Below are 16,234 nucleotides of genomic sequence, written 5' to 3' on the forward strand. Positions count from 1 at the left end.
AAATTAGGTTTGTGACGCGATTCACAAAAATGAAATTCTTCTGTTCAGGATTGTTGCTGTAGCGCCTGCTTGAAAAACAGCTAATCGCACCCCATTTCACAGTTAATTAAACATAACTTTGAGGCCACACCATGCGTATGGACAAATTAACCCACAAATTTCAAACTGCGCTGAGCGATGCCCAAAGCTTGGCATTGGGCAAAGACCATCAATTTATTGAACCGGTGCATTTATTGATTGCTTTATTGGATCAAGAAGGCGGCAGCATCAAACCCTTATTAGCGCAATTAGGCGGTAATGTACAAATTTTGCGGGCTGAATTGACCAAGGAAATCGCCCGCATTGCTACCGTAAGTGGCTCCGGTGGCAACGTGCAAATCTCCAACGAATTGTCGCGCTTATTAAATATGACCGACAAGTTGGCGCAAAAACGTAACGATGCGTTTATTTCCAGCGAACTGTTTTTATTGGCCATCTTTGAAGAGAAAGGCTTTCTGCAAGACCTGTTCAAAAAAATTGGCCTGACTAAACAGGACATCGAAAAAGCCATTGATGCCATGCGCGGCGGTGAGGCAGTAGGCGATGCCAATGCCGAAGACCAGCGTCAGGCACTGAAAAAATACACCATTAACCTGACCGAACGTGCCGAACAAGGCAAGCTTGATCCGGTCATAGGTCGTGATGATGAAATACGTCGCACCATACAAGTATTGCAACGCCGAACCAAAAATAATCCGGTGTTGATTGGTGAGCCGGGCGTGGGCAAAACCGCGATTGTCGAAGGGCTGGCACAACGCATTGTGAACGGCGAAGTGCCAGAAAGCATGAAGCATAAGCAAGTATTATCACTGGATATGGCGGCGTTGATTGCCGGTGCTAAATTTCGGGGTGAATTTGAAGAGCGATTGAAAGCGGTATTGAACGATTTGGCCAAGCAAGAAGGTCAAGTGATCTTATTTATTGATGAGCTGCACACCATGGTTGGCGCGGGTAAAGCTGAAGGCGCGATGGATGCCGGTAATATGCTAAAACCGGCATTGGCGCGGGGCGAATTGCACTGCGTAGGTGCAACTACGCTGGATGAATACCGCAAGTACGTGGAAAAAGATGCGGCCTTGGAACGGCGTTTCCAAAAGGTAATGGTTGATCAGCCATCGGTGGAAGATACCATTGCCATTTTGCGCGGTTTGAAAGAAAAATACGAAGTGCATCACGGTGTGGATATTACCGATCCAGCCATTGTTGCGGCAGCTACTTTGTCGTATCGCTATATTAGCGACCGACAACTGCCTGATAAAGCTATTGATTTAATTGATGAAGCGGCCAGTCGCATCCGTATGGAAATGGATTCCAAGCCGGAAGAAATGGACAAGCTTTACCGACGCTTGATTCAATTGAAAATTGAACAGGTCGCCTTGAAAAAAGAGGCCGATGCGGCTTCTAAAAAACGTTTGGGGATTTTGGAACAAGATATTGGCGAATTAGAGAAAGAATATTCGGATTTGGAAGAAATCTGGAAAGCAGAGAAAGCGTCTTTGCAAGGTTCAGCGGCAATTAAAGAAAAGCTGGAACACGCCCGGGGCGAACTGGAAGCTGCCAGTCGTACCAATGATTTAGCCAAGATGTCCGAGTTGCAATACGGCATTATTCCGGCTCTGGAAAAACAGTTAGACACAGTCGTTTCTTCAGAAGGCCAAAAAATGACCTTGTTACGTAACAAAGTCACTGAGGATGAAATCGCCGAAGTGGTGTCCAAATGGACAGGTATACCGGTGTCCAAAATGATGGAAGGCGAGCGCGACAAATTGTTGCGTATGGAAGAGCAACTCAATAAACGGGTGATCGGTCAGGAAGAAGCCTTGAAAGCGGTCAGTAATGCCATACGCCGCTCCAGAGCCGGTCTTTCTGACCCTAATCGCCCGAACGGTTCGTTTTTGTTTTTAGGGCCTACCGGCGTGGGTAAAACCGAGTTGTGCAAGGCCTTGGCGGAATTCTTATTCGACACGCCGGATGCGATGGTGCGTATAGATATGTCCGAGTTTATGGAGAAGCATTCGGTGGCACGGTTAATTGGCGCACCGCCAGGGTATGTCGGCTATGAAGAAGGGGGGTATCTCACTGAATTGGTCAGACGTAAACCGTATTCGGTGATTTTGCTGGATGAAATTGAAAAAGCCCATCCCGATGTATTCAACGTATTATTACAGGTTTTAGACGATGGCCGTTTAACAGACGGGCAAGGCAGAACGGTGGACTTTAGAAATACTGTGATTGTGATGACTTCAAACCTGGGTTCGACACGGATTCAGGAGTTGGCCGGTGAAGTCAATTACCATGCGATGAAAGAAGCGGTGATGGAGATTGTGGGACATCAGTTCAGGCCGGAATTCATTAATCGTATTGATGAAGCAGTGGTATTTCATCCCTTGGATCAGCAGCAAATACGCGCTATTTCGTGCATACAAATTGAATTCTTGCGCAAGCGTTTGCTGGATCGTGACATTGGCTTTGAGATTGACGATAATGCCTTGGATATATTAGGCGAAGCGGGCTTTGATCCGGTCTATGGCGCAAGACCCATGAAGCGTGCGATTCAGCAGCAGCTAGAAAATCCATTGGCACAGTCAATATTGGCAGGCGAGTTTGTCGCAGGTGATACGATAGTGGTGAATGTGCTTAACGATTCATTGCACTTTAGCAAAAAATGATTTAGTAATGACAGTCAGTCCTTTCAGGGTGTTAACACCCTGAAAGGACGACTTATATTTAATTCTTGTTCTTCAACAAATCTCTGATTTCTCTTAGTAAAATCTCTTCATTAGTGGGTACGGGCGCTGCTTCTGGTGCAGCCGCTTCGGCTTTTTTAAGGCTGTTAATCAACTTAACAGCCATAAAGATGGCAAACGCAACAATAGTGAAATCTACCATGGCCTGCAAAAAATTACCGTAATTTAAAGTGACCGCAGGCACATCGCCTACCTTGTCTTTTAAGGTTACCGCCAGCTTAGAAAAGTCTACACCGCCCACCATTACGCCTATTGGCGGCATAACAATATCGGCCACAAACGATGAAACAATTTTACCGAATGCAGCGCCAACAATGACACCGACGGCTAGGTCAATTACATTGCCTTTTATTGCAAATTCTTTAAACTCTTTTAGCATACTCATAAATAATCCCCTTTTAAATTATTTTTTCTAGTTTGGTACTTCTCCAAAGTTAATGCCAGAGAAGGGCTTTAAAAATCAAATGTTAATAAAATACATAGCACACTTTAAGCTGAGTTAAAAATCTCGTACACATTTAGCACGTTTTATACGCTTGATAGTTTTGGTTCTTTTTGCTTCTGCCAGCCATCTAAACCTCATAATACTGCTGGGGCTTGTCTAGCGCTGTACATTACGGGCTGTATTTTATCAAGCTTAGGCAAAGCGAGCTATTATCAGAAATTTTCTATTGTAGTGTGGAATAAATAAGCTTCCTACGCAATAAGTATAAATACTTAGCGTGAACGCAATCCATCCATTATCGGTAGATATTACTATACAATGGCAGCTTTTAAGACACCTCTTAGCTGACAATAACACTACCCGTAAGCTTACTTGCTTAAATATACACAGATAAAGTATAGTAATTTTTAAAAAAATTATTTAATTAATGCAAATTACTGGATAAGTGTACAAAAATTACAAAATATTATCGGTTATACGTGGATAGACGGTGCTTTTAGTAAGCGCACTGGCTGTCATCAAATGGAAATATTGCTATAGCTAAAATGTAAACTTTTAAGCTTAATTATAGGGGCAACCGATGTCGCAATTTAATATTCTTGTGGTTGAAGATGAAGAAGCCATTAGACAAATGTTGGTATTGGTGTTGGAACAAGCAGGTTTTGCAGTGCTAGCGGCTGACAGTGCAGCAGAGGCACAAAATGCACTGTATAAAACCCTGCCCGATCTCATAGTATTGGACTGGATGATGCCGGTGACCAGTGGTGTTGAATGGGTGCGGCGCTTAAAGAAAGATGCACTCTACCAAGAAATACCGGTTATTTTGTTAACAGCGCGTGGTGAAGAAGAAGATAAGATAAAAGGCTTGGAAGTCGGAGCCGATGATTACATGACCAAACCATTTTCGCCCAAAGAATTGATCGCTCGTATTCGCGCAGTATTACGCCGTGCGGGCAAAATATCGGCAACTGATATAATAACCCTAGGCGATTTGCAATTAGACATAGGACAACACCGTTTTAGTATTGACCAACGCCAGGTTGAAATCAGCCCTACTGAATTTCGCATGGTACAATTTTTTATTAGTCATCCTGATAAAGTGTTTAGTCGTAGTCAATTATTAGATCAAATCTGGGGGCGTAGTGTGTTTATAGAAGAGCGTACCATTGATGTGCATATCCGTCGCTTGCGTAAAATTCTTGATGAATACGGACGTGGCGATTTATTACAAACAGTACGCGGCTTTGGTTATAAGTTTTCTTTGACTGATGCAACTGTTGTGGCCAACACTACACATTAAATAAATCTCATGGGTATTTGGCAAAAGGAATTTACTTCCGTTGTTTTACTGTTTTTGTTGGTCACTGTTTTAGGCGGGCTGACCGGCTGGTTCTTGCCTTTGTTGTTGCTGTTAACATTAATATTATTGATTTACCAAATCTTTCAAATCAACCGTTTTGAAAGATGGATCAGTACCGGTGGCAGAAGCCAATATCCAAAAACCACCGGCGTGTGGGAAGAAATTTATTATCACGTTTACCGCATAAAAAAGAACGAGAAACGCCGTAAGAAAAAACTCAGCAAGGTGATTGAACAATTTCGCCAATCTACCGAAGCCTTGCCCGATGCCGCCGTGGTTCTAGGGGTTAATGATGAAATTGAATGGGCCAATAAAACCGCACGTAGCGTATTAGGCTTGCAACAGTCTGATAAGGGTCAACGTATTCCTAACCTGATCCGGTTTCCTGAGTTTATCCGTTACCTCAAATCCGGTAATTATGACGAAGCCGTGATAATGCCTTCGCCAATTAATAGTCAGATTACTTTGGCGGTGCGTGTGGTCAGTTACGGTGCGGGATTGCGTTTACTGCTAGCGCAAGATGTAACACAACTGAAAAAAATGGAGCGCATGCGCAAAGATTTTGTCGCCAATGTGTCGCATGAGCTACGTACGCCACTGACAGTATTGAAAGGTTATTTGGAAACCCTGCAAGATATGGATGATGGCGAATCGTCGCTATTAACCAATTCGGTACAGCAAATGCAGGCACAAACTGAAAGGATGCAGAATTTGGTGGATGATTTGCTGTTATTAACGCGACTTGAGACCCAGCAGCGCAAAACTCAATGCATTAATGTACCCGCTTTGTTAACGCAAATCTGCAAAGAACACAGCGTGATATTAAATAACCCTGAACGAATAGAACTTATCCTGGGTGCGCAGGTGCATATTGTTGGTGAAGAGCTAGCGTTACGCAGCGCTTTTAGTAATTTACTGAGCAATGCACTAAAATACTCACCCGATGATGCGCCGGTTAAAGTGCGTTGGTATCAAAATGCCGAAGCGGTGATTATGTCGGTGGAAGATAATGGTGAGGGCATCGCCGCCGCCGATATTCCGCGTGTGTCAGAGCGATTTTACCGTGTTGAAATTAAACGCAGTAAAAAAGTGCAAGGTATTGGCTTGGGCTTGGCGATAGTTAAACATGCCTTAATGCGCCATGATGCACGTTTGGTAATTACCAGTGATGTGGGCAAAGGCAGTTGTTTCAGTTGTTATTTCCCGATTAGCCAAGTTTGCACACCAAAAACCAATACCGTACTTACCGAGCCGACAGCGTCGCTTTTTCTAAACGATCATTAATCGCCGACCACTGTGCCCCAGTGGGTGGCTGTTCCACGACAATCACATCATGTTGCTGATGATCCAGCTCACGCAGTGCTGCGTATAAATACTGTGCGTAAGTTTCTGCTGTTGCAGGCATTTTTATTACATATATTTGGCTGGTTTCTGTAATGCTTGTTTGGTAGCTCATAACCGCGATTTTTTTATTTTCCGATGTCAGTGTGTTAATCAGATTCTGCAAGTGATCACTGGGGCAAAGTAGCGCGGTGGTAAGCGGGGCATAGTGTACGGCCATCATACCCGGTGCGCGTATTTCATCTGATGGGATCTGTTTTGCATTGCCTGGCACAATCAGTTCAGTTTGCAAGACAGCTTGAATTTGTTCGACGGTAATATAGCCATACCGAAGTAAACGCGGTGTGTTGCCGCTTAAATCAATAATGGTGGATTCCACACCGACTTCACAAGCCCCGCCATCCAAAATTAAATCCACGGCATCGCCCAGTTCTTCTGCAACATGCGCTGCTTGCGTGGGGCTGATGCGGCAAAAACGATTGGCAGACGGTGCTGCAATACCGCCACCAAACTCGCGTAATAATTGTAATGCCACCGGATGATTAGGCACACGCAGCCCTACGGTGTTTTGACCGCCGGTTACCGACATCGGCACACAGTCTTTTTTATTTAAAATAATAGCGAGAGGCCCTGGCCAGAAGTGTTCAGCTAACTTGAATGCGTTATCCGGTATATTTTCTGCCCAGTCGGATAAACACGCACTGTCAGCAATATGCACGATGAGTGGGTGATTGGCTGGCCTGCCTTTGGCTGCAAAAATACGTGCTACGGCTTCTGGGTTACTGGCATCTGCGCCCAGGCCGTAAACAGTTTCGGTGGGGAAAGCGACTAAGCAGCCTTGATGCAGTAGGTTAACGGCTTGTTTGATAACTGATTCGTTCGCTGTACACAATCTCATGATAGAAAATGTTCTTGAGGTATTGTCATTCTTATGGCTAAATTGAGAACGGTAGGGTGTATTCGCCACTAGGCAATACACCACATATGGCAAGTTAAAAGGCGGATTGCTTTCGCAATTCCGCCTTGCTTTCCCTAAGGTAGGATCAAAATTTAGTGGCTAGTTTCTACCTTAGAACCTTTGGTTTGGCCAATTTCAGCCAAGGTTTTATCAAACCACGGTGTATTAATATTAAACGGCTTGCCGCCTTTAATACGTGGGAACTCAATTGCACGCAAGATAAAGCCTTGGTCGTCATCGTGGCCAATAACACCGGATTCGCGTTTAAACGCACACTCCACTGCCAAATCCGCACACGATTTAATCAAACGAATATCTTCGACATTAGCCGCAGACGCACGAGCAAAATAACCGGATTTTTGTACCAGGGTTTTTTCTGCGCCGATCATTTGGGCAAATTGCTCGCCAAACCATTTGCCAGGGTTAACCGCATCCAGTTTAACGTGACCAAACGCATCACGCGGCACCTCTTGGCCTTTGGCTTGCATCTCTGCAACAATCGCTTCTACGCCCGCACCTTCCGAGACAAAAATGTTAACGCAATCCACTTCATCCATTACTTTACGCAGACGTGCCGCTTCCGCAGCCAAATCAATCGCCATTTCAGGGATAAAAACACCGTGTACTTCGTAACTGTCACGGCTTAAGCCCAACTCAGGCAGCCATTCGGCACGATCAAGCAATTTGCGGTATTCCACAGCGGTTGCCGCCGTCAGCCAGCCGCAGCTACGTCCCATCACTTCATGAACGATCAACATGCGGGGATTAGAATTGTTTTCTGCGACCACGTTCCAAAAATAGTTTGCACCTTGCTCGGCCGCCGTCCACGCGCCCAGAGATTGCTTGATTGGGAACACGTCGTTATCAACGGTTTTTGGTAAGCCGATAACGGTCAGGCCATAATTGTTAGAAGCCAGGAAAGCTGCCAAATCCGCTGCTGCGGTATTGGTATCGTCACCGCCGATGGTGTGCAGAATATCCACCCCATCTTTAACCAATTGGTCAGCAGCGACTTTTTGTGGATCTTGACCTTCTTGTACCAAGCCACGCTTGATGCAGTCTTTGACGTTAGTTAATTTAACGCGGCTGTTACCAATCACTGAACCGCCAAAACGGTGCAAAAGACCGGCTTTTTCACGGATGGCTGGTGTTACTGTGTAAAAATCACCTAGCAGCAAACCCTTGTAACCACTGCGGTAACAGATGATTTCGATACTGGGATCAATTTCGGTGTAACGTTCAATCAGGCTGCCAATGGCAGAGTTAAGACACGGCGCAAGGCCACCGGCAGTTAAAATAGCGACTTTTTTAGGTTTGTTCATGAAAAACTCAGGCGATAGGGTTAAATAAGCAATAGCCATGTACAACGGCCACCGTGCAAAAAGGGATAGTCCCGCGCTTTTTAGTCGCGGTATCCAACAGCCGAAAATTTTATCACATTGGTGACTAATTGCTTTTGTTTGTGGCTTTAGCGTAGTGATTATTATATAGCGCACAGCCATTGCTGGTATGTTGTAGGTATAATGAACCTCGCACCATCAGCAGAGATATTTACACGAGGATATGTCCAAGCTCAATCCACAACAAAACGCGGCGGTTAAAGCCATTGACCATCCTTTATTGGTATTAGCGGGCGCTGGCAGCGGTAAAACCCGTGTTATTACCGAAAAAATTGCTTATTTGGTTAAACAAGGCATCGCTGCACGGCATATCGCCGCAGTAACTTTTACCAACAAAGCCGCACGAGAAATGAAACACCGTGTTGCCAAATTGCTCGATAGCACTAACAGCCGTGGCTTACGGGTATCGACGTTCCATTCTTTAGGTTTGGATATATTACGGGCAGAAAGTAAAACACTGGGCTACAAATCGGGCTTAACCTTATTTGATGAGCAGGACAAGCACACTCTGTTACGTAATTTAATTACTCACGGTGCTAAAAACTGCGATATTGACAATGTTGACAGCTACGCTGGGCAAATTGGTCAATGGAAAAATGCTTTTATTACGCCGGAACAATCTTTAAGCCTTGCAAGAGGCGACCAACTCCCCGCTGCACAACTGTATGTAGACTATACCCGCAGCTTAAAAGCCTATAATGCGGTTGATTTTGATGATCTTATTTTGTTACCGGTTTTATTGTTTCAGCAACACCCCGCCGTGCTGGAAAAATGGCAAAATAAAATCCGTTATTTATTGGTAGATGAATACCAAGATACCAACGTTACCCAATACCAATTGGTGAAATTACTGGCCGGTAGTTTAGGACGGTTTACTGTGGTGGGTGATGACGATCAATCAATTTATGCGTGGCGTGGTGCATCACCACAAAACCTTACCCAGTTACAGCAGGATTATTCACGTTTAGAAGTGATTAAACTGGAGCAAAATTACCGCTCCACCGGACGTATTTTAAAAGTCGCCAATCATCTGATAGCCAACAACCCACACACTATTGAAAAACGCTTGTGGAGTGAATTAGGCTACGGCGAGGCACTCAGAGTGTTAAGCCACAAAGACGAGGTGACCGAAGCGCAGCAAGTGATTTCGGAAATTATTCACCATAAATTTAAGAGCGGCGGCAGTTACAAAGACTATGCGATTTTATACCGTGGCAATCACCAATCGCGGCTATTTGAAAAAGGTCTTAGAGAAAATAACGTGCCCTATTTTATCAGCGGCAGCACCTCGTTTTTTGCCTATGCAGAAATCAAGGACGTTCTCGGTTATCTGCGCTTGTGTGTTAATCCCAATGACGATGCTGCGTTCTTGCGCATTATTAACACGCCACGACGTGAGATTGGCCCAACTACGTTGGAAAAACTGGGTGCGTATGCCAATCAGCGGCAAGTGAGTTTATTTACCGCCAGCACCGAGCTTGGCTTAACACAAAAATTATCGGAAAAATCCATACAGCGGCTAGGAAAATTTACCCATTGGGTGAGCGATACCGCAGAACGCATAGAGCGGGGCGATACCTTTAGCGTAATTGATGAAATGATCCGACAGATTGATTACCCGCAATGGCTGCGCGAAAATAGCAAAACCAAGGAATCTGCTGAGCGTAAAATGAAAAATGTCACCGAGTTGGTAGATTGGCTTAAACGCATTGCCGACAAAGATACCGACAATGAAAAATCCCTGGCCGAACTGGTGTCTAAAATGATGCTGATGGATATTTTAGAGCGTAATCAAGAAGAAGAGGTGCTAGAGCAAGTAAGTTTGATGACGCTGCACGCGGCTAAAGGCTTGGAGTTTCCCCATGTATTTTTAATTGGTATGGAAGAAAATATTTTACCGCACCAAAACAGTATAGAAACCGATAATATTGAAGAAGAGCGGCGCTTGGCTTATGTAGGCATTACCCGTGCCCAACGTACGCTAACCTTCAGCTATTGCACACACCGTAAGCGTTACGGCGAGATAAGCGAGTGCGAACCCAGCCGGTTTTTAACAGAATTACCGGTAGATGATCTGGAATGGGTTAACAAAAAACAGCTATCACCGGAAGTGATAAAAGAACGCGGCCGCGCTAATCTGGCTAATTTAAAAACAATGTTATCGTAATTACAAGTGTAATCAGTTAAAATAGCCCGTTACGCGCCCGTAGCTCAGCTGGATAGAGCGCAGCCCTCCGGAGGCTGAGGTCAGAGGTTCGAATCCGCTCGGGCGCGCCATTTTAGCTTTGTTTTTTGCTAACATATTCAGCGATAATTCGTTTGATTACATCGACTGGCGCAATAAACTCAACATCGCAGCGGCTTTATCAAAGCACTCCTGATACTCTTCTTCCAGTACAGAATCATTAACGATACCACCACCCGCCCAAAATCGAATACTGCCGTTTGAGTGTACCAAAGTTCTAATAGCAATATTGCTGTCCATATTGCCATTAAAGCCGATGTAACCAATAGCGCCACAATACACACCGCGTCGATTTGGCTCTAGTTCTTCAATCACTTCCATTGCACGAATTTTAGGCGCACCGGTAATAGAACCACCCGGAAAGCAGCTTTTGAGTAAATCCAATGCGTGCTGTCCATCGGCTAATACCCCAGTGATGGTACTGACCAAATGATGCACCGTGGTATAGCTTTCTACCGCGAATAAGGTCGGTACTTTTACCGAACCTTTCTTACACGATTTACTGATGTCATTGCGTAACAAATCAACGATCATCACATTTTCGGCTTTATCTTTGGCACTGTTACTTAAATGAGTGATTTGTGCGTCATCAGCTATTACGCCTGGTTTGCGTGGCCGCGTGCCTTTAATGGGCTTGGTTTCTACCACACCGTGGCTGACTTTTAAAAAACACTCCGGCGAAGAGCTTAAAATGTGTACTTCAGGCAAGTTAAGATAGCAACTGAAAGGCGCTGAATTAAGCGATCGTAAACGTTTATAGGCTGTCCACAAATTGCCTTGACACTGTGCAACAAAACGCTGCGATAAATTGACTTGGTAACAATCACCTTCTTTAAGATAGGCCTTGACCCGATGATAGGCAGCACTGTAAGACGCTTTGTCCATGTTTGTGGTAATGTCGCTGATCACGCTGAAGTCATCTTGCTGTGCTTGCGTGGGCAGCTGGCTGAATTGGTCAATAAGTTGCTGCCAGCGCAGACTATCAATCCCGTGCCCCACTAAATAACTGTGTTGCTGGTGATGATCCACAATCACTGCCCAGGCATAAATACCGACAGCCATTTCGGCAATATGTTCAGCATCTTCAGCAAGTGTGGGCAATTTCTCCAATCTGCGTGCCAAGTCGTAAGAAAAATAGCCAATAGCACCGCCATTAAATGGCAGATTCAGAGCCTGTTCTGGGCAGAGCGGCAATAAATACTGTTTTACTAGATCAAAAGGATTGGCGTTGGAATGTATGCTGCTATCTTGCTGGGTGATTTCAGTGATATCGCCGTGGGTTACCAGGGTGCAGATGGGGTCAGTTACCAGAATGTCATAATGCCCTTGTTGACTGTGAGGATAACCACTGTCTAAAAAAATAGACCACGGTTGCTGAGCAATAGTAGAAAACAGTTCGGCGCTGTCTGCAAAATAAGGTAAAGCGGCAATCACTTGTTTGGCTGGGGTCATTAAGTAGATAATTGGTTAGAGTATACGTCATGATCACATACAATATTTTTAATCAGGATGAATTGCGATGTATCGGTGTAAACTGGGTTAGTAATAACGTAACCCACTATTTTCTCAAACCATTATATTGGGCTACAGCTAATGCCTAACCCAACCTACACTTCACCTGTTATCAATCGAGAATAAAAACGCTGTAAATACTGCATAGTTTACAGGGTTGTTACAAAAATCGCACTTAAGCAGCTTGCGCTTACTGTTTTTAGTAGGAAGGGCTGAGAGAAGAAAAAGAGCAGAAAATAGGCTACCTTTATTTTTATGCAACAATAGCGAACAGTTTAATTTTGCAAAAAAGACTTTCGGTAACAGATTTGTAACCACAACATAAACCCTGCACCTTGATTTTCTATGTTTTTACACCGCCATCTCTTACTGACACATTACAATATTTAGGAACGCGCACGAAATAACTTGAGCAAGTTCATGCTTCGACAGGCTCAGCACGAACGGTGGTGGCGTTTAAGTTGTTCAAGTTATTTCATGCACGTTCCTTAGGTGTTGCTGGGTTGAGAAAAACACTCAACCCAACCTAACTTTTATTCAATAGCCAATAACGTCTCAGCAGTTACAGCGTTTTCAACTTAGGACAGTTACAGCCACCGTTCGTGCTGAGCTTGTCGAAGCACGAACGATTACGCTGTAACTATTGAACTGTGAAAACGCTGTACTTATAACTTACTTATATAACTGTCCATAGCGGGCAAGCGCAGCTTAAGAAAATTACCAATATAGCGGGCAGTAGCAATTTTTGGATTACCTACACCCGCCGTATCGGGTTTTGGCCATTTTTCAGCATCTCTTAACTTAGCCCCGCCTAAGGTTAGTTGGCTCTCGTAACTAGCAAAACGCGCCAAAATTTTGGCTTCTGTAAAAGGCGCATCAACACCTTGACGAAAGCCATTCCACTGAGACTTTAATAATGCACTAAAGCCTGTTCCTGGATTTTCAAGCAGACGGCGTATCAAATTATTAGACGAGACATCAAAATAAGATGAAGGCGCTTCCGGTTTACCGTTCCAAAGCATACCAAATGTTGCATCCCCATCCCAAGGTACAACAAAAAACTTACGATCAACGGGTGTTGGCCCTGCATTTCTGGCAATAAAAAAGTTTTTACCTATATTATCGTTGCCTTGCGACAACTGAACCAGCAGCCACCAATTCGCTAAACTTTTTAAATCAATACGCGTGCCAATTTCTTGAGTAAAGCTAACATCATCAGAATTTACCACAAAATCGATAAGATCTATCAATGGCGCATACTGAGGTGTTCCTGTGGTCTTAGGGTACACAACAGAAAAATTACGTTCAATTTCACCAGGCGTATATGCAGCGAATAAGGTTGAAGTTGGCCCAACAAAATCAGTACCTGCATCGACGGGAAGTGAGCCATCCGGCGTATTCCAATCCTCGTAATCTGCTTTATACAGTACGCTGAAATTTTCAGGCTTAGAAAAATCTACCGCCGCCCAATCAGGTTGACCATTGGCGGCTTTCAACACGTTAACTTTTTTAAGATCCAGTAAAGCACGATCAACTTTCTCTTCTAAAACATAAATACCCTGATAAACACCATTTAAAATAAGTTCAATTGACTGACCTTTAATTGATGCCGCCGCTTTTGGACGGTTTTTATCCTGATTGGCAATCGTACGATACAGATCTGCAACGACTCTATTACGTGCTTTGGTGGTGTCACGGTAAGCAGGATCTAAACGCCAATCATCTCTTGACGGCATATCAAGCAATGGGTAATTTTTTGCAACATTCCATCCAGCAGTGGATGTGCCTAATTGCACACCGTAAGGTTTTTCTTTGTAATTTTGTGATGTTTGTCCGGCGGTTTCAATACCCATCGGTAATAAGCCGGTATCTTGCTTAAACTCGGCACTCATTAAACGCAGTGTACCCTGCACCTTAGGGTTATCAACAATGGCTTTGGCAGTCCTGAGTTCTATAACGGGGAGATTGGTAAAAACTACCGTATACGTACTGTCGAGTACAGCACCTTTATACAAACTAATGACTTGAGACGAATCGCCGTATTTTAACGGCTTAAAATGACAGATTTCACCACTTTTTACTTTGACACCACCACATTCAAAAACATAGCCACCAATCCGGTTGTATTTCAGTACCGGATCAAAAGGCTTGGCCTTAGAAAAACCTTTATCTAAGGAAACAAATAGACGAGGCTTTGTGGTATTACGACCATCAATACCAACACCGACATCATTCATTTGCAGATTAAAGGGGACGAGTGAGGCAGCATATGCAACCCCCGTAAGCAACAATGCTTTAGCCGTTACAGCCAGCATTAAACACAATTTTAATTTATGTCGCATAAAAAAACCTTTTTGGAAAACTTACAAACTTATGAACCAAAACGTTATTTTAGCAAATACAATCTCTGCTATAAAATAAAACGCAAGGAATATGGGATTTAACTGGCACTTTTAAATTACACAAATAGAACCACTGTAAAACCATTTAAATTACGCTATCCCTTGCTGTCCTACTTTTCTATCGATTGAGCAGCTACTTAAATTTCTATTGCTTTATGAACAAAAAATATTCACAACGAAGCTTGATTTTACTTGATAAATATATACAGCATATAAATAAATTTTTGTTTTGTATTAAGCTAATAGCCTTATCTCACAAAGCTATACCAAAAATCCCCACATGTCATGTTCATCGGCTTCTTCTAACTGCACATCGACAAACTCGCCCACTTTAAGATGGGTCGCGCCATCAATAAACACCAAGCCATCAATTTCCGGTGCATCGGCCATACTTCTGGCCACGGCACCTTCTTCCACGACTTCATCGACTAATACAGTTTCAATTCTGCCGACTCTGCGCTGCAAACGCTCTGCACTGATTTCCGCCTGATGTGCCATAAACCGCGCCAAACGTTCCTCTTTCACCTCTTCAGGGATGCTATCGGGCAAATTATTAGCCGCCGCACCTTTTACCGGTGAATAAGCAAAACAGCCAACCCTATCCAGTTGCGCTTCGGTCATAAACTCCAACAGCTCTTCAAACTCCTGTTCGGTTTCGCCAGGAAAGCCGACAATAAACGTGCTGCGCAAGGTAATATCAGGGCAAATGCTACGCCATGCCTTAATGCGCTCCAGATTATTTTGGCTGGCCGCTGGCCGTTTCATTAGCTTTAAAATGCGCGGGCTGGCGTGTTGGAACGGAATATCCAGATACGGCAGAATTTTACCTTCCGCCATTAACGGAATCACATCATCCACATGCGGATACGGGTATACATAGTGCATACGCACCCACACGTCCAAGTCTCCCAATGCATTGGCCAGATCATAAAAACGGGTTTTAACGCGACGGCCATACCAATCACGCTCCTGGTACTTTAAATCCAGACCATAAGCACTGGTATCCTGCGATACAATCAGTAACTCTTTAACACCGGCATTGGCTAAACGTTCGGCTTCCAACAACACATCATCCACCGGCCTACTGACCAAATCGCCACGCATAGACGGAATAATGCAAAATGTGCAGCGGTGATTACAGCCTTCGGAAATTTTTAAATACGCATAATGCGCGGGGGTTAACTTTATACCCTGTGGTGGCAACAAACTGATAAACGGGTTATGCGGCGGCGGCAAATGCTCATGCACCGAATTCACCACTTCATCAATCGCGTGAGCGCCAGTAACTTTTAGTACTCGCGGATGACGAGCACGAATCTCCGCCTCACGCGCACCCAAGCAGCCGGTGACAATTACCCGACCGTTTTCTGCCAAAGCTTCACCAATGCTGTCCAGCGATTCTTCCACCGCTGCATCAATAAAGCCACAGGTGTTAACTATAACTAAATCCGCATCTTTATACGTAGGTGATATGTTATAACCCTCAGAGCGTAATTTAGTTAAAATTCTTTCGCTGTCTACTAACGCCTTGGGGCAACCCAAGCTAATAAATCCTACGTTTGGTGCGGTCATTTAATTCTCGTATGTGCTGTTCTCGACCTCAAACATGTGCTTGATGTCGTGGAATAAGAAGCTTTGGTTCTCAACCTAAAGGTTCACCACCGTTAAGTTAAATATTTTGATTCACAAAGGGTAGTGTGGGCACATATTTTTGTACCCACAATAATACGATAATAAAGACAGCGTTTTCACAGTTCAATAATTACAGCGTAACCGTTCGCACTG

10 protein-coding genes and 1 tRNA gene are annotated in these 16,234 nt (G+C 44.2%); 5 read left to right on the forward strand and 6 right to left on the reverse strand.

The annotated features are described in order from the left end of the window. The first annotated feature begins 131 nt into the window (after nt 1-131). Nucleotides 132-2,708: an ATP-dependent chaperone ClpB gene (clpB, locus tag CRENPOLYSF2_RS05215; RefSeq protein ID WP_087142890.1), complete on the forward strand. Its 2,577-nt coding sequence runs from the start codon at nt 132-134 to the stop codon at nt 2,706-2,708. Between the two features lie 58 nt (nt 2,709-2,766). Here the strand turns inward: clpB and mscL are convergent, their stop codons facing one another. Further along, on the reverse strand, nt 2,767-3,171 hold the full coding sequence (mscL, locus tag CRENPOLYSF2_RS05220; protein WP_087142891.1) for a large-conductance mechanosensitive channel protein MscL: 405 nt from the start codon (nt 3,169-3,171) through the stop codon (nt 2,767-2,769). A gap of 640 nt (nt 3,172-3,811) precedes the next feature. On the opposite strand from mscL, the gene phoB reads away from it, so the two are divergent. Both phoB and phoR read left to right on the forward strand, forming a co-directional pair. Further along, the gene (gene phoB / locus CRENPOLYSF2_RS05225; RefSeq protein ID WP_087142892.1) at nt 3,812-4,531 is read left to right on the forward strand and encodes a phosphate regulon transcriptional regulator PhoB; all 720 of its coding nucleotides are present in this window, start codon (nt 3,812-3,814) and stop codon (nt 4,529-4,531) included. Nucleotides 4,532-4,540: 9 nt separating this feature from the next. After that, nucleotides 4,541-5,875 carry a phosphate regulon sensor histidine kinase PhoR gene (phoR, locus tag CRENPOLYSF2_RS05230; RefSeq protein WP_087142893.1) on the forward strand — a complete coding sequence of 445 codons (1,335 nt, stop codon included), beginning with the start codon at nt 4,541-4,543 and terminating at the stop codon, nt 5,873-5,875. Here phoR and CRENPOLYSF2_RS05235 read toward each other — a convergent pair. Together CRENPOLYSF2_RS05235 and CRENPOLYSF2_RS05240 are read right to left on the reverse strand one after the other, a co-directional pair. After that, on the reverse strand, nt 5,835-6,830 hold the full coding sequence (locus tag CRENPOLYSF2_RS05235) for an L-threonylcarbamoyladenylate synthase (protein WP_087142894.1): 996 nt from the start codon (nt 6,828-6,830) through the stop codon (nt 5,835-5,837). The genes phoR and CRENPOLYSF2_RS05235 overlap by 41 nt on opposite strands. A 152-nt stretch (nt 6,831-6,982) precedes the next feature. Beyond that, nucleotides 6,983-8,212: a pyrophosphate--fructose-6-phosphate 1-phosphotransferase gene (locus CRENPOLYSF2_RS05240; RefSeq protein WP_087142978.1), complete on the reverse strand. Its 1,230-nt coding sequence runs from the start codon at nt 8,210-8,212 to the stop codon at nt 6,983-6,985. A gap of 241 nt (nt 8,213-8,453) precedes the next feature. Between CRENPOLYSF2_RS05240 and rep the strand changes: the two genes are divergently transcribed. Together rep and CRENPOLYSF2_RS05250 are read left to right on the forward strand one after the other, a co-directional pair. Beyond that, nucleotides 8,454-10,457, forward strand: coding sequence for a DNA helicase Rep (gene rep / locus CRENPOLYSF2_RS05245; protein WP_087142895.1), 2,004 nt, complete (start codon nt 8,454-8,456; stop codon nt 10,455-10,457). Nucleotides 10,458-10,490: 33 nt separating this feature from the next. Beyond that, nucleotides 10,491-10,567 (forward strand) — tRNA-Arg (locus CRENPOLYSF2_RS05250). Between the two features lie 46 nt (nt 10,568-10,613). Here CRENPOLYSF2_RS05250 and pabB read toward each other — a convergent pair. From pabB to rimO, 3 genes are all read right to left on the reverse strand, one after another. Continuing rightward, entirely contained in the window at nt 10,614-11,987 is a 1,374-nt protein-coding gene (gene pabB, locus CRENPOLYSF2_RS05255; RefSeq protein WP_087142896.1) for an aminodeoxychorismate synthase component I, read from the reverse strand. A gap of 725 nt (nt 11,988-12,712) precedes the next feature. Continuing rightward, complete coding sequence (locus tag CRENPOLYSF2_RS05260; protein WP_087142897.1) at nt 12,713-14,389, reverse strand: CotH kinase family protein; 1,677 nt, start codon at nt 14,387-14,389, stop codon at nt 12,713-12,715. A gap of 321 nt (nt 14,390-14,710) precedes the next feature. Next, nucleotides 14,711-16,021, reverse strand: coding sequence for a 30S ribosomal protein S12 methylthiotransferase RimO (rimO, locus tag CRENPOLYSF2_RS05265; protein ID WP_087142898.1), 1,311 nt, complete (start codon nt 16,019-16,021; stop codon nt 14,711-14,713). Nucleotides 16,022-16,234 lie beyond the last annotated feature (213 nt).

The organism is Crenothrix polyspora (assembly GCF_900163755.1).
GTDB lineage: Bacteria > Pseudomonadota > Gammaproteobacteria > Methylococcales > Methylomonadaceae > Crenothrix > Crenothrix polyspora.